This window comes from Phytohabitans flavus, from assembly GCF_011764545.1.
Taxonomy (GTDB): Bacteria; Actinomycetota; Actinomycetes; order Mycobacteriales; family Micromonosporaceae; genus Phytohabitans; species Phytohabitans flavus.
In genome coordinates, this window is the sequence record NZ_AP022870.1 from 5,613,038 (window position 1) to 5,627,211 (window position 14,174).

General features: G+C 69.5%; 11 protein-coding genes and 3 pseudogenes. 4 read left to right on the forward strand and 10 right to left on the reverse strand.

Going from position 1 to position 14,174, the window contains the following annotated elements; translation table 11 throughout:
- Positions 1–44 precede the first annotated feature (44 nt).
- The 3 genes and pseudogenes from Pflav_RS48085 to Pflav_RS24500 all read left to right on the forward strand — a co-directional run.
- Positions 45–677, forward strand: a pseudogene (locus tag Pflav_RS48085) (sugar phosphate isomerase/epimerase family protein); the annotation flags it as partial.
- 80 nt (positions 678–757) lie between these two features.
- Positions 758–877 (forward strand): annotated as a pseudogene (locus Pflav_RS48090) (sugar phosphate isomerase/epimerase); the annotation flags it as partial.
- 153 nt (positions 878–1,030) lie between these two features.
- Positions 1,031–2,224, forward strand: coding sequence for an epoxide hydrolase family protein (locus Pflav_RS24500; RefSeq protein ID WP_173038520.1), 1,194 nt, complete (start codon positions 1,031–1,033; stop codon positions 2,222–2,224).
- Here the strand turns inward: Pflav_RS24500 and Pflav_RS24505 are convergent.
- The 10 genes and pseudogenes from Pflav_RS24505 to Pflav_RS46175 form a co-directional block, all read right to left on the reverse strand.
- Positions 2,217–3,266, reverse strand: a complete 1,050-nt coding sequence (locus Pflav_RS24505) for a tartrate dehydrogenase (protein ID WP_173038522.1) — start codon at positions 3,264–3,266, stop codon at positions 2,217–2,219. The genes Pflav_RS24500 and Pflav_RS24505 overlap by 8 nt on opposite strands.
- Positions 3,263–4,090, reverse strand: a complete 828-nt coding sequence (locus tag Pflav_RS24510) for a DeoR/GlpR family DNA-binding transcription regulator (protein WP_173038524.1) — start codon at positions 4,088–4,090, stop codon at positions 3,263–3,265. The genes Pflav_RS24505 and Pflav_RS24510 overlap by 4 nt, the downstream gene beginning before the upstream one ends.
- Before the next feature lie 40 nt (positions 4,091–4,130).
- Entirely contained in the window at positions 4,131–5,036 is a 906-nt protein-coding gene (locus tag Pflav_RS24515; protein WP_173038526.1) for an aldolase, read from the reverse strand.
- A gap of 10 nt (positions 5,037–5,046) precedes the next feature.
- Positions 5,047–5,922 carry a carbohydrate kinase family protein gene (locus Pflav_RS24520; RefSeq protein ID WP_173038528.1) on the reverse strand — a complete coding sequence of 292 codons (876 nt, stop codon included), beginning with the start codon at positions 5,920–5,922 and terminating at the stop codon, positions 5,047–5,049.
- 8 nt (positions 5,923–5,930) lie between these two features.
- Positions 5,931–6,776 carry a carbohydrate ABC transporter permease gene (locus Pflav_RS24525; RefSeq protein ID WP_173038530.1) on the reverse strand — a complete coding sequence of 282 codons (846 nt, stop codon included), beginning with the start codon at positions 6,774–6,776 and terminating at the stop codon, positions 5,931–5,933.
- Entirely contained in the window at positions 6,769–7,755 is a 987-nt protein-coding gene (locus Pflav_RS24530; RefSeq protein ID WP_197938735.1) for a carbohydrate ABC transporter permease, read from the reverse strand. The genes Pflav_RS24525 and Pflav_RS24530 overlap by 8 nt, the downstream gene beginning before the upstream one ends.
- A 7-nt stretch (positions 7,756–7,762) precedes the next feature.
- Positions 7,763–9,069: pseudogene (locus Pflav_RS48935) on the reverse strand (ABC transporter substrate-binding protein).
- 279 nt (positions 9,070–9,348) lie between these two features.
- Positions 9,349–10,824, reverse strand: a complete 1,476-nt coding sequence (locus tag Pflav_RS24540) for a cellulose binding domain-containing protein (RefSeq protein WP_173038532.1) — start codon at positions 10,822–10,824, stop codon at positions 9,349–9,351.
- Entirely contained in the window at positions 10,824–11,090 is a 267-nt protein-coding gene (locus tag Pflav_RS46170; RefSeq protein WP_232072731.1) for a cellulose binding domain-containing protein, read from the reverse strand. The genes Pflav_RS24540 and Pflav_RS46170 overlap by 1 nt, the downstream gene beginning before the upstream one ends.
- On the reverse strand, positions 10,988–13,150 hold the full coding sequence (locus Pflav_RS46175) for a hypothetical protein (RefSeq protein WP_232071862.1): 2,163 nt from the start codon (positions 13,148–13,150) through the stop codon (positions 10,988–10,990). The genes Pflav_RS46170 and Pflav_RS46175 overlap by 103 nt, the downstream gene beginning before the upstream one ends.
- 223 nt (positions 13,151–13,373) lie before the next feature.
- Here Pflav_RS46175 and Pflav_RS24550 point away from each other — a divergent pair, with 223 nt between their 5' ends.
- Positions 13,374–13,976, forward strand: a complete 603-nt coding sequence (locus tag Pflav_RS24550) for an NAD-dependent epimerase/dehydratase family protein (protein ID WP_232071864.1) — start codon at positions 13,374–13,376, stop codon at positions 13,974–13,976.
- Positions 13,977–14,174 lie beyond the last annotated feature (198 nt).

A 14,174-nucleotide genomic window follows, 5' to 3' on the forward strand; every position in this document is an offset into this window, starting at 1 on the left:
TAACGCTTTTCACCGCACAGTGGGCCGACCTCCCGTTCGAGGAGGTGTGCAAGCTCGCGGCCGGCTGGGGCTTCGACGGCCTGGAGATCGCCTGCAAGTCGCAGCACCTCGACGTCGACCGGGCGCTGGAGGACGAGGAGTACCTGCGCGGCCGCAAGGAGATCCTCGACCGGTACGGCCTGCGCGTCTGGACGCTCTCCAACCACGCACAGGGCCAGCTCGTCTGCGACGACCCGCTGGATTTCCGCCACCAGAACATCGCCGGCTCGCGCACCTGGGGCGACGGCGACCCCGAGGGGGTACGCGCCCGCGCGGCCGAGCAGGTCAAGAAGACCGCGATCCTGGCCCGCAAGCTCGGCGCCGGCGTGGTCACCGGCTTCACCGGCTCGAAGATCTGGCGGTACGTGGCGATGTACCCGCCGGTGCCGGAAGAGGTCATCGACGACGGCTACGCCGACTTCGCCCGCCGGTGGAACCCGATCATGGACGTCTTCGACAGCGAGGGCGTGCGGTTCGCGCTGGAGGTACACCCCAGTGAGATCGCGTACGACTACTGGACCACGGCCCGCACGCTGGAGGCGATCGACCGGCGCTCGGCGTTCGGTATCAACTGGGACCCGAGTCACATGATGTGGCAGGACATCGACCCGGCCAACTTCATCGTCGACTTCGCCGACCGCATCTACCACGTGGATTGCAAGGACACCCGCATCCGCGCCAAGGACGGCCGGGTCGGCCGGCTCGGCTCGCACCTGCCGTGGGGCAGCCCCGGCGCGGCTGGGACTTCGTCTCGGCCGGTCAGGGCGACGTCCCGTTCGAGGACGCGTTCCGCGCGCTGGCCGCGATCGGCTACGACGGCCCCATCTCCATCGAGTGGGAGGATGCCCGGATGAGCCGCCTCGACGGCGCGCCGCGGGCGCTGGCCTTCGTGCGCTCGCTGCTGTGGGAGCCGCCGCACGCCCGCTTCGACACCGCTTTCACCCAGGAATAGTGAGGCACCGCCCGGTCAGGCGCGCGAAGACTTGGCGGTATGTCGAGCAGCACAGCTGAGATACGCCCGTTCCAGGTCGCGATCCCCGAGGCCGACGTCGCCGACATGCGCCAGCGCGCGGCGGCGACGCGGTGGCCCGGCCCGGAGACGGTCTCCGACCAGTCGCAGGGCGTGCAACTCCAGAAGATCCAGGACCTCGTGCGCTACTGGGGAACGGGGTACGACTGGCGGAACATCGAGTCACGGCTGAACGAGCTGCCGCAGTTCATGACCGTGCTCGACGATCTCGACATCCACTTCATCCACATACGCTCGCCCGAGCGGGACGCCATGCCGCTGATCCTCACCCACGGCTGGCCCGGCTCGATCCTGGAGCTGCTGAAGGTCATCGGCCCGCTCACCGACCCGACGATGTACGGCGGGCGAGCCGAGGACGCGTTCGACGTCGTGATCCCCTCGATGCCCGGCTACGGGTTCTCGGCCAAGCCGAGCAGCCCGGGCTGGGATCCCGACCGCATCGCGCAGGCGTGGGACGAGCTGATGGGGCGGCTCGGCTACGACCGGTACGTGGCGCAGGGCGGCGACTGGGGCTCGGTGATCGCGGACTCCATGGCCCGCCAGGCGCCGCCCGGACTGCTCGGCATCCACGTCAACATGCCGCCGACGATCCCGGCCGAACTCGTCAGCCCCATCAACAGCGGCCTGCCCGCGCCGCCCGAGCTGACCCCCGACGAGCGGGCCGCGTACGAGGCGATGAGCACCTTCTTCGCCAAAAATGGCGCGTACGGCGTGATGATGCAGACCCGGCCGCAGACCCTGGGGTACGGGCTGACCGACTCGCCCGCCGGCCTCGCCGCCTTCATGTACGACAGGTTCGCCCAGTGGACCTTCAGCGGCGGTGACCCCGAGCGCTCGCTCACCAAGGACGAGATGCTCGACGACATCTCGCTGTACTGGCTCACGAACAGCGCCGTCTCGGCCGCCCAGCTCTACTGGGAAAACAACAACAACAACTTCAGCGCCGCGGCCCAGCGGACCGCCGACATCCAGCTCCCGGTCGGCGTGACGGTCTTCCCCGGCGAGATCTACCGGGCCCCGCGCAGCTGGACCGAGCGGGCATTTCCCCAGCTCATCTATTACAACGAGGTGGACCGCGGCGGCCACTTCGCCGCCTGGGAGGAGCCGGGGATCTTCTCCGAGGAGCTACGCTCCGCCTTCCGCCCGCTCAGGTGAGATTGGCCCGGACCGCGGCGGCCACCTCCGCCGTGGTCGCGGTGCCGCCGATGTCCCGGGTACGCACGCCGGACTCGAGTGCGGCCTCGAAGGCGGTCACCAGCTCGGCGGCGGCCTCGGCGTGACCCAGCGTGTCGAGCATCAGCGCGCCGCTCCAGATCTGACCGATCGGGTTGGCGATGCCCTTGCCGGCGATGTCCGGCGCGGAACCGTGCACCGGCTCGAACATCGACGGGTGCTTGCCCTCGGGGTTGAGGTTGCCGCTGGGCGCGCAGCCGATCGAGCCGGCCACCGCCCCGGCCAGGTCGGAGAGGATGTCGCCGAAGAGGTTGGAGGCGACGATCACGTCGTACCGCTCGGGGTGCAGCACGAGGCTGGCGGCGAGCGCGTCGACGAGCTCCTGCCGGCCGGTGACCCCGGGATAGTCGGCCAGCACGCCGCGCACCACCTCGTCCCAGAACGGCATCGTGTGCACGATGCCGTTGCTCTTGGTGGCCGAGGTGAGCAGCCCGCGCCGGCCGGCCGCCAGCCCAGCCGCGAAACGGGCCACCCGCTCGACCCCGCGGCGGGTGAAGACCGACTCCTGGATCGCGATCTCGTCCGCCGAGCCCTGGTAGATGCGGCCGCCGATCTCCGAGTACTCGCCCTCGTTGTTCTCCCGGACGATCACCAGGTCGATCTCCCGGCCGGCGAGCGGTGACGGTACGCCCGGCAGGGTGCGGACCGGGCGGAGGTTGACGTACTGGGCGAACGCGCGGCGGATCGGGATCAGCAGCCCCCACAGCGTCTCGACGTCGGGGATGTCCGGTACGCCCACCGCGCCCAGGAAGATCGCGTCGTACCCAGCCAGCGTGTCCAGCCCGTCCACCGGCATCATCCGGCCGTGGGCCCGGTAGTGGTCCGAGCCCCAGTCGAGGTGGTGCCAGTCGAACGCGATTCCGTGCCGCGCGCCCACCGCGTCGAGGCACTCCACGGCCGCCGGTACGACCTCCTGCCCGATGCCGTCGCCGGCGATGACCGCGATCCGGTGCCGTGCCGTCACGATGCCGCCGCCACCGAGGGTGTCTCCTTCGTGGACACCGCGATCACCTCGACGTCCTGCCCTTCGAGCATGCGCTGGTGCTCCTCACTGAGTCCGTCGTCGATGATGATCGTGTCGATGGCCGACCACCCGCAGATCTTCACCATCGCCGACGTGACGAACTTGGACGAATCGGCGAGCAGTACCACCCGGTCGGCGACCTCGATGAGTGCCCGCTTGGTTATCGCGTCGAACCCGTTGCCGCAGAACGCGCCCCGGTCGCCGACCCCGCTCGCGGCCAGGAAAAGCGTCTCCACCTGGAGGCTGGAGATGGCGGCGAGCGTGGCCGGACCGTCGAAGGAGAGCGACTCGGCGTGCAGCAGCCCGCCCAGGCACATCACCTCGGTACCGGGGTTGCCGATCAGGCTGGAGACGACCGGGAACGAGTGGGTCACCACGGTCAGCGCGCGGTCGGGCGGGAGCAGCTCGGCGACCTGGTGTCCGGTCGTGCCGGCGTCGATCGCGATGACCGAGCCGGGGTTGACCAGCTCGATCGCCCGGAGCGCGATGGCCTGCTTGGCGTCGGCCATCTTCATGTCGCGCAGCCGGTAGTCGCTCCCCTCCATCTCCTGCCGGGACAGCGAGCCGACCCCGCCCCGGAACCCACGCACCTTGCCCTGCTCGACAAGGCGCAGTACGTCGCGGCGGATGGTCATCTCGGATACGTCGAACGCCTTCGACAGCTCGGTGATGGTGCAATAGCCGTGTTCCGCGATGAACTGCACGAGTCGCTCCCGCCGCTCCGGCGCGGAGGTGTACCGGAAGCTCTCTTCCACTGTGCTCATCGCCCGCACTCCCCAGTTCCGCTGTCATTCACCCGTGACACTACGATCCCCGCGCCTCCGCCACGATCGCGCTCAGGGCGCGCAGGCGCTCAACCGACCGAGTGGCCAGCGCTTGATCGGTATCCGGGTCGGCGACCGTGTCGGCCCAGATCGCCCGCCCGGCGAGGAATCCGCTGGCCCCGCCGAGGCACGCCGCGCGCAGCGCATCGGCGAAGTCGGGCTGGGCCACGCCGTTCGACAGCACTACCCAGGGCACCGGCACGATGTCCGTCATCAGCTCGGCGTGCTCCCGTACCCGGGAGACGTCGCCGGGAGCGTAGCCGGGCACCTCGGCCTTGTAGATCAGGCCGCCCAGCGGGGCGATCTCCCGGGCCGCGTCGAGGATCGCCGCGTGCCGGTCCGCCTGGTTCTCCCACACGTCGCTGCCGGCCGGCCGGGCGATCGCCTCGACAAGGCTGGCGACGCCGGCCTCGCGGGCCACCGCCACGAACGCGCGGACCAGCTCGGCCCGCTCCTGCTCGCGGCCGTCCGGGCGCCACAGCACCAGCAGCTTCACCGCGTTCGCGCCGACCTGCTTGACGAACTCCGGGGTTACCTCGGTGTCCAGCCCGGTGTCCACGACCGCCTCGCCGGGCGGCTGCACCAGGTCGTCGGCGGCCAGGATGAAGCCGCAGGCCGGGCTGAGTGTCTCGGGGCGGCTGTCGGTTACCGCGTACGGGCGGTCGAGGAGCACCGCCGACGCGAACGGGGACAGCACCCGCGCCGCCGTCGTCTTGAAGCGGCGCAGCGCATCGTCGCCCACCTCCTTGCCGTCTACCTGCGGAAACATCCGGCGCAGCGACTCCCGCTGGTCGAGCGCGAGCATGGCGAAGCCACCCTCGGCCGTCCTCAACGGGTCGAGAAGCTCACCCGTCGCGGGATCCGCCGTGACTTGATAGCTGGACATTGCACTCCGTTCATACGCTTACGCCGGGGTCCACCGTGGACAGAAAGCGCTCGGTCTCGTCGGCGTCCGGGATGCCGGTACGGCCGTCGAGGGCGCGGCAGGACAGGGCCGCCACCGCATTCGCCCGCCGGGCCGCGTCCACCAGCGAACGCCCTTGTACCAGCCCGGCGAGCAGGGCGCCGTGGAAGACGTCGCCGGCGCCCATCGTGGACACCGGCGACTCCACGGTGATCGGCGGTACGTGGTGCACCTCGCCGTCGACGAGCACGTAGCTCCCCTCGGCACCGGCGGTGGCCACCACCTCCCGGGCGCCGGCGGCCGCGGCCGCGCGCATGCTCTCGGCGAGGGTGGCGGCCGGAAACGCGTCGGCGAGCCCACCCACCGCGGGGGCGTACAGGTCGAGGCCGGTCACGTCGAGGCCGGAGACGGGGTTGCCGCCGTCGAGGCTGATCTTCGCGCCGGTGTGTTCCCGGGCTGCCGGGTACCCCGTCTGGTCCAGATGCAGCCACCTCGCCACGCCGGCGGGGACCGGCGGAGGCGGTGGGGACGGGGTGGTGACGATCATCCGCGTGCCCTGCTCCCGGGACACGACGATCATGCTCTGCGTAGTGCGTACGCCCGGGCGGGTGACCAGCCAGGTCGTGTCCACGCCGGCCTTCTCAAGGAGGGCCCGGCTGAGCGCGCCTTCCGCGTCGTCGCCCACAACGCCGCAGAAACCAACGGGCACGCCCAGCCGGGCCAAGGTGACCGCCGCGGTCGCCGCCGGGCCCCCGCCCGCCACCGTGAATGGCGTGGCGACGACCCGGCCGTCCGGGCCCGGAGCCCGATCGACCACGGCGATCGTGTCGACGGTGACGGCGCCGACACAGAGCACGTCCAGTGGCATTCCCGCTCCTACGACTTCACCGCGCCCGCCGTGAGGCCGGCGACGAGGTAGCGCTGGAGGATGAGGAAGCCGACGACGATCGGCACGCTCACCACGAGGGAAGCGGCCATCACCTGGTTCCAGTAGACGTTGACCTCGGTGGAGTAGTTCTGGAGGCCGATCGAGAGCGTGCGGGACTCGCTGTTGGTGAGCTGCGAGGCGAAGAGGATCTCGCCCCACGCGGTCATGAACGAGTACACCGCCACCGCGACGATGCCGGGCCGCGCGCTCGGCAGGATGATCCGGAAGAGCGCGCCGATCGCCGAGGCGCCGTCCACCTGCGCCGACTCGTCCAGGTCGCGAGGGATGCCGTCGAAGTAGCTGGCCAGCATCCAGATCGAGAACGGCAGCGTGAAGGTCAGGTAGGTGACGATCAGGCCGAGCCGGGTCTGGTACAGGAACGTGTCGCCCAGCGCCTTGTCGATGTTGACGAAGACGAGGAAGAGCGGCAGCAGGAAGAGCACGCCCGGGAACATCTGCGTCGACAGCACCACGCCGGAGAACGCGCCCCGCCCGCGGAAGCGGTACCGGGAGATCGCGTACGACGCGAAGATCGCGATGATCACGCTGAAGACCGTCGCCGAGATCGTGACGATGAGGCTGTTCACGAAGTACTCGGCGAGCGGCACCGTCGTCCAGATGTCGACGAACGGCCGCAGCGTCAGGTTGGAGGGCCACCACTCGAAGGGGCCCTGCACGTCGGGCAGCGGCTTGAGCGCCGAGGTGACCATCACGTACAGCGGCATCAGCGTGAACAGGCCGAGCGGGATCAGCACCACCCAGCGGAAGATCCGGAACGAAAGCTGCTCACGCATCGCGGTTCACCCTCCGGTTCCACAGCGCCCACAGCCCGGCCACCAGGATCAGGAAGAGCATCAGCAGGACCGACATGGCCGAGCCGAGGCCGAAGTTCCAGGTGATGAACGAGCTGTTGTAGATGTGCGCGGTAAGCAGGTTGGCCGACTCGGGCGGGGTCGGTCCGAAGAGGACGAACGGGGTGTTGAACTCCCGGAACGTCCAGAGGAAGAGCAGCAGCACGAGCACCGCGTTGATCGGCCGCATCATGCCGAGCGTGATGTGCCGTACCTGCTGCCAGGTGTTGGCCCCGTCGATCGCCGACGCCTCGTAGACGTCGTCCGGGATGACCTGCATGCCCGCCATGATCATAAGGAAGGCGAACGGCCACTGCTGCCAGATCGAGACCACGACCACCGACACGAACGCGTTGCTGCCGATCAGCCAGAACGGCCGGTCGCCGGTGAGGTGCAGGTTCATCAGCAGCTCGTTGAGCAGGCCGTTGTCCCGCTGGAGGACGAACTTCCAGGTGATGATGCCGGCGTACGCGGGCAGCGCGTACGGGATCAGGAAGAGCGTCCGGATCAGGCCGCGCCCGCGCCCGAAGCGCTGGAGCGCGAGCGCCGCCGACATGCCGAAGCCGAACGAGATGCCCACGGTCAGCAGCGTGAACGCGAGCGTCAGCCCGAACGAGCGGAGCAGCTGCCAGCCCAGCGGACCGGAGAAGTCCAGCGCGATCTCGTAGTTGCCCAGGCCGCTGAAGGGCGCCTCGCCCCAGTTCGTGATGAAGAACTGGGTCAGCTCGATGAAGCTCATCCAGATCCCGACGATCATCGGGATCACGTGGATCAGCAGCTCCAGCAGCACGGCCGGCAGGATCAGCAGGTACGGCGTGCTCTTGCGCCAGGTAAACCACTTCCGGCGGGGCTTCGCCGCGGAAACGGCCGGGCGCGGCCCACCCATCGTCTGGGTGGGCCGTCCGGTTTGCGTCATGGCCATCGCCGGCTCACTTCGTCGTGGCCATCTTCTGCTGGGCCTGCTCCAGCGCACTCCGGATGTCACCATCGGAGATCGTCGCGCCGGTGGCCGCCTTCCCGATCAGGCCGACGACCGCGCCGCCGACGTTGGCCTGGAAGGCCTGGATGCCGGAGATCAGCGGCAGCGGCTTGGACTGGTCGGCGAGGATCGTGGTGAAGGCGTCCAGCTTCTCCTTGTCGTCCGTGAACGCGGCGGGTACGCCGGTGACCGCGGGAAGCGACGTGTACGCCTTGTTCAGGATCTGCTGTTCCTCGGCGCTGGTCATGAACTTCACGAACTGGAGCGCCTCGTCGAGGTGCTTGGTGTTCTTGAAGATGGAGATGTTGGACCCGGCCACAAAGCTGCCGATCGGCTGCTTGCCCGCCGGTGCCGGGATCGGCACGATGCCGTACTGGTCGGGCTGCATGCCGTTCTTCGACATCACGTTGATGGCCGAGGTCTGCGCCATGTACATGGCCGCGTCGCCCCGCGCGAACTCAGCGGCCGCCTGCGCGGTCTCGCTGTACTGCGCGGCGCTGGGGTTGACCACCTTGTACTTGCTGAGCAGGTCGACGTACTGCCGAACCCCGTCGATCATCCCCTGCGACGTGAACGAGGGCTTGCCGGACGTGTCGAACGCCGAGCCACCGTTCTGCTCGCTGAAGATGAACGAGAAGTGCATGCTCGAGTTGACCGTGGCGCCGGGGATCACGATGCCCCACTTCTTCTGCGCCGGGTTGGTCAGCTTCTGCGCGGCCGAGACCAGCTCCTCCCAGGTCTTGGGGGCTGGAGGCCGGCGTCGGCGAAGAGCTTCTTGTTGTAGTACAGCGCGTAGACCTGGCTGTACAGCGGGATCGAGGTGGGCGGCTGCCCGGTCGCGCCCGCGGTGGCGAAGGCGGAGCTGACGAAGTGGTCCTTGCCGCCGATCTTCTCCAGCGCCGCGTCGTCGAAGGGATAGAAGGCGCCGGTGGACTGGAAGGTCACCGCGTTCGTATTGCCGATGTTGAGCACATCGGGGCCTTGGCCGCTGACCGCGGCCGAGAGCGTGTTGTTGGTGAGGTCGGACCAGGGGACGACCTCGAGCTTGACCTTGATGCCCGTCTGCTGGGTGAATTTCTCCAGCTCAGGCGTCAAGATCGCCTTGTCGTTGTCGAGGCTGGCGCCCTGGTTACTGGCCCAGTAGGTCAGGGTGACACCAGACCCGCCACCGGAGTCATCGCCGCTGTCGGAGCACGCGGCCATGGTGGCGGCGAGCAGTACGGCGGAAACGCCGGCTGCGATGGTTCGAATCTTCATCGAGCGACTCCCTAGGGAGGTTGGCGAGGAGGGTAGGAGCTACTTCCCCACCCGCCGCGTGGGTGTTGCCATTGGAACACCGCCGTAATGTTGGTGTCAACAGAACATCTTTTGGGAACTCTAGCTCATCCCGTGGCCGGTGCGCCGGGACTGTGCCGGGAGCGCTGTGAAGAGAGAACCAACCAGCGCACAAATGAGCCCGCGCCACACAGGTGGTGTGGCGCGGGCTCGGTGGAACGCGGCGGGCGCCGGCCGGGGCACCCACCGCGCGCTCTCAGGTCAGCCGGGCGTGACCGCGATGTTGGTCAGCCCGGTGACGGCGTTGGTCACCGTGTTGCTGGAGTACACGACGTTCAGGTGGCCGGGGCACCGGGACGTGGAGGTCACGTTGATCGCGTACCGCCCGACACCGCCGAGGTTGGAGGTGTTGTTCCGCCACACGTTGCCGCAGCCGTACCCGTCCAGCAGGTTGTGCGTCTCGTACCCGTTCGCGAAGACCCCCGGCGAGCTGAACGTGCCGACGTTGCCCTCGAAGAGGTAGTCGTTGCCCTTGGCGTCGACCCACGAGTCGCCGGAGTTCTGGCCGGTGATGCCCTGCCCGTTGAACCGGTTGCCGCGCACGATCCCGTCCTCGGTCCCCTCCTTGACGTCGATGTGCTCGGCGGCCACGTTGGGCCCGATCTCGTTGTTGAGCACCTGGATCCGGTCCGAGCGGTCCACGCCGCCGGAGTTGCCGTGACAGCCGAAGTTGGACTGGGACGAGCCGATGTACACCCCCTCGCCGAAGCCGGGCTGTACCAGGCCGGTGTCGGTGATCCGCGAGTTGCGGATGACGCCGTCGGCCGAGGAGCGCCGGAAGTGCACGGCCTCGTCCTCGACGTGGTGCACGTACAGGCCGTCGATCGTGACGTGGTGCGAGTTGTCCAGCACCACACCCTTCTTCGACTCGGCAACCGTGAAGCCGGTCAGGTTCCAGTACGGCGCGTTGAAGAGCCACAGCCCGTACCCGGAGTCCCAGCCGGCGGTCGGTGCCGGGCAGGAGGGCGCGGTGCCGGACGGCCCGTCATTGATCAGGATCGCGCTCCGCGGCCCGGTCAGCGTGATCCGGGACGAAGCGGTGCCGGCCCGCTGGGTCAGGAACGCGCCCCGGTACGTGCCAGCCGCCAGCCGGATGGTCTGGCCGGGCTGGGCGGCCGCGAGCGCGGACTGGAGCTGGGCCGCGCTCGACACGTCCACCACCGGGCCGGTCGGCGGGCCTGTCGTGGGCGGGGCCGTGGTGGGCGGGGCCGTGGTGGGCGGCGCGGTCGTCGGCGGGGCGGTGGTGGGCGGCGCCGTCGTGGGCGCGGGCCCGCCGCCACACGGACGGCCGTCGATGGTGCAGTTCAACGGGGTACCGAGGCCGGCAACGTTGAAGCCGAAGGCCTCGGAGCCGCCCGGTGCGATGTCGCCGTTCCAGGTCGCGTTGGTGAAGCGGTAGTGCTGCCCGGTCTGGGTACGCACCGAGCTCCACGAGCTGCTCACCCGCGAGCCGGCCGGCAGGTCGAACTCCACCGCCCAGCCGGTGCTGGCCGCGTCGCCCCGGTTGGTGATGACGTAGTCCGCGCCGTACCCGCTGCTCCAGGTGGAGGTCTGGGCGAAGGCGGCGGTCAGGTCGGGCCCGGCGGCGGAGGCGGGCGTGGCGAGCGCGACGACCGTCGTGGTCAGGCCGCCGAGCGCGAGGGCGGCGATCGCGGCGGCTATCCGGGTACGGCGCATCAGCAGGGCCTTCCGTTGACGGTGCAGTTGACGGGGGTACCGGTACCGGCGACGTTGAAGCCGAAGGCCTCGGACGCACCGGGGGCGATGTCGCCGTTGTAGGTGGCGTTGGTGAAGCGGTAGTGCTGCCCGGTCTGGGTACGCACCGAGCTCCACGAGCTGCTCACCCGCGAGCCGGCGGGCAGGTCGAACTCGACGACCCAGCTCGTGACCGCGGTACTCCCCGGTTGGTGAGCACGTACTCCGCGCCGTACCCGCTGCTCCAGGTGTTGGTCTGGGCGAACGCGGCGGTCAGCCCGCCCGCGGGCGGCGGCGTGGACGGCGGTGGTGTCGTCGGCGGCGGCGTGGACGGCGGCGGCGCGGTCGTCGTGGGCGGCGGGGGTCCGGTCGTCGTGGGCGCCGGCGTGCTGCCACCAACGGAGATCAGGAAGAGCGACGGGCCGGGGTCGGTACGGGTCGCGTCCACGCCGTGCCCACCGGTGTAGTCGCGCTGCTCGTTGTGCGCCCAGTCGGCGATCGGGGTACCGCCGATGTCGAGGTGCTGGAAGGTTCTGCCGTTCCAGCCGAACTGGTAAACGCGCGTGCGGTCCGGGTAGTACGCCGTGTAGGGCGCGGTGTCCGAGCCGAGCTGCTTGCTCATCGCGTTGTTGAAGAAGACGTTGCGCGGGCCGGAGGAGCCGGACCACTTGACCGCCTTCTTGCCGGCGCCCCACCAGATCGGGTACCAGTTCGAGTCGTCCGGCCCGCCGCCGCCCTCCTCACCACAGTGGGCGGTGCAGTTGCCGGAGCGGTGCGCGTACGGCACGGTCACGGTGTTCAGCTCGAAGAGGTTGTTGCGCTCCCAACCGCCGTGCAGGTTGAGGTCGGAGTCGAAGTCGTTGCCGATGACCACGTTGCCCGACGCCGACCACTGGAAGGTGAAGTGGCGCAGGTTGCGGGAGACGTTGCTGGCGTAGAGCGAGTCCCAGACCCGCGAGCCGCGGAAGTACCCGTTGCCGCCCTTGCCCTTGTTCCACGAGCCGTCGAGGTGGTTGTCGACGATCTGGAGGTTCTTCGCCTCTTCGGTGACGATCGGGTGTGAGCCGGTCATCTCGGCACGGATCCCGCGCACCCACGAGTTGGCCGCCCACTTGAAGACGATGCCGTGCATCTGGGCGGCCGGGTCGAGGTTGCCGTAGTTGTGCGTGGCGTCGGCCCGGTCCAGCCCAGGCATGTCCTGTGTGATGTACAGGCTCTCGAAGCCCACGCCGAGCACTGGGTCGACGAGGGGCGCGGCCTTCGACTGGTACACCGTGCCGTCGATCGCCGCCGAGCCGTCCGATGTGGAGTTGACCGGAACGTCGTACTCCAGCGGCTTGTCCACTGTGATCGTACGGTTCGCGGAGTCGACGGCGCTGATCGTGAAGATCTGCTGTCGCATGTGGAGGTTCTGGAGCGGCCACTCGGTCGGGAGCGCCTGCTGCTGGGCGTAGAAGTTCGTCGAGTTCGCGGCCCGGATGTTGACCAGCGCTCCGGCGGTGAGGTTGGTCATGGACGCGTTGCTGGCCAGGTGGACGACCGTGTCTCCGGTCCGGGCCGCGTACGCGGTGTCGCCGGGTTTGCCGCGCAGCGCCACGCCGGCCTTCCAGTGCACGTTCACCGTGCCCTCGAAGATGTCCTTGCGGTTGGCCGGCGCCGACGCGTAGTCGCTGGCGTAGCTGGAGTGCACGCCGCGCGACTGCACGCGGAAGAGGCCGCGCCCGGGCCAGAGCCAGCCGCCCTTGCCCTGGCCGTGGACCATGCCGTCCTCGTCCCAGTCGGAGCCGTCCGGGGTGAGGGCGTCGTAGCGGGTGTTCGCGTCCGGCCGGTACACGATGCGGGTGCCGGTGGCCGGGTCCGCGCCGGTGCCGCGGATGACCAGGTAGTCGGCGTCGACGTGGATTTCCTGGCTGACGTTCAGCACGCCGGCCGGGAGTGTGATGAGGCTGAGCCGCGTGTAGCCGGCAGAGGGCGAGCAGCCGGTACGGATCGCGTCGATCGCGGCTTGGAGCCCTGCGGTGTCGTCGACACCGTCGCCGGGCCGTACCGAGTACTGGCTGGCCAGCTCCGCGGTCGTGATCTGGCAGGTGGCGCTGGGGTTGATGTCGTTCGAGCCGGGCAGCGCGGCGCCGCCGCGGTAGCCGGCCCGGCGCCAGTCGTACAGCCCGGTGATCGGGGCGCGGCGGTTGGCGGCGGACAGGTCCAGGGTCAGCGGGGCGGCGGCGGTCGGCGTCGCCGATATCGCGAAGACGGCGACGGGTACCGCCACGACGAGCGCGGCGAGCGCGTATCTGGTGGAACGGGGCACCACGACCTCCAAAGCGGTCGATATCTTCTGCCAGGAGAGTTAACTGTTCTGAAATCAGCCCGTCAATAGCCATCTACAACGTGGCACGCCCTCTACATATGTGGCACATGCGTCTACATATATGGAAGCTGTCCCTCCACGCGGATAGCGGCTATGCTGTGGCACCTGTGACGCGGCCAACACCCCGGCCGCCCGTCTGGCGCAGCCGTTCATTGGAGGGACGATGGCGCACGACCGCATCCTGATCACTGGTGGCGCTGGCAAGGTCGCCACGCTCCTACGCCCGCGGCTGGCCCGCCCCGGCCGCGTGCTGCGGCTGCTGGACGTGCGTGGGCCAGCCCCGGTGGAGGACGCCGGCGACGAGGAGGTGCTTGTCTCCTCGATCGACGACCTCGACGCGATGGTGGCCGCTACGGCCGATGTAGACGCGATCGTCCACCTTGGAGGGCAGGCGCGCGAGTCGGACGCCGAGGAGGTGTTGCGGCTCAACGCCTACGGCACGTACTGCGTGCTCGAGGCCGCCCGCCGGAACGGCGTGAGCCGGGTGATCCTCGCGTCCTCCAACCACGCGGCCGGCTTCCACACCAACCACGGCGTCCCGGACGACGGGCTGCCCGCGGACGTGCCCGGCCGCCCCGACACGCTGTACGGCTGGAGCAAGGTCGCCGCCGAGGCCGCCGGCCAGCTCTACGCCGACCGGTTCGGCATGGACGTGATCTGCCTGCGGATCGGGCTCTGGTTTCCCACCCCGCCCGGGCCGCGCGGGCTGGCGATGTGGCTCTCCCCGACGACGGCGCGCGGCTCGTCGAGGCGGCGCTCCGCGTAGAGAGCCCCGGCTACCGGCTCGTCTGGGGATCAGCCGCAACACCCGCCGCTGGTGGTCGCTGTCCGAGGGCGAGGCGATCGGTTACCACCCCAAGGACGACGCAGAGGTGTACGCGGAGCAGCTCGTCGCCGAGCACGGCGAGCCGGACTTCGCGGGCGATCCGGTGATGACCCGGGTCGGCGGCCAGTGGTGCGACGT

Bases quoted from the DNA above. Each gene is read 5' to 3' on its own strand.
- Pflav_RS24500 (WP_173038520.1), top strand. From the start codon at position 1,031: ATGTCGAGCAGCACAGCTGAGATACGCCCGTTCCAGGTCGCGATCCCC.
- Pflav_RS24510 (WP_173038524.1), bottom strand. From the start codon at position 4,090: ATGAGCACAGTGGAAGAGAGCTTCCGGTACACCTCCGCGCCGGAGCGG.
- Pflav_RS24515 (WP_173038526.1), bottom strand. From the start codon at position 5,036: ATGTCCAGCTATCAAGTCACGGCGGATCCCGCGACGGGTGAGCTTCTC.
- Pflav_RS24520 (WP_173038528.1), bottom strand. From the start codon at position 5,922: ATGCCACTGGACGTGCTCTGTGTCGGCGCCGTCACCGTCGACACGATC.
- Pflav_RS24525 (WP_173038530.1), bottom strand. From the start codon at position 6,776: ATGCGTGAGCAGCTTTCGTTCCGGATCTTCCGCTGGGTGGTGCTGATC.
- Pflav_RS24530 (WP_197938735.1), bottom strand. From the start codon at position 7,755: ATGGCCATGACGCAAACCGGACGGCCCACCCAGACGATGGGTGGGCCG.
- Pflav_RS24540 (WP_173038532.1), bottom strand. From the start codon at position 10,824: ATGCGCCGTACCCGGATAGCCGCCGCGATCGCCGCCCTCGCGCTCGGC.
- Pflav_RS24550 (WP_232071864.1), top strand. From the start codon at position 13,374: ATGGCGCACGACCGCATCCTGATCACTGGTGGCGCTGGCAAGGTCGCC.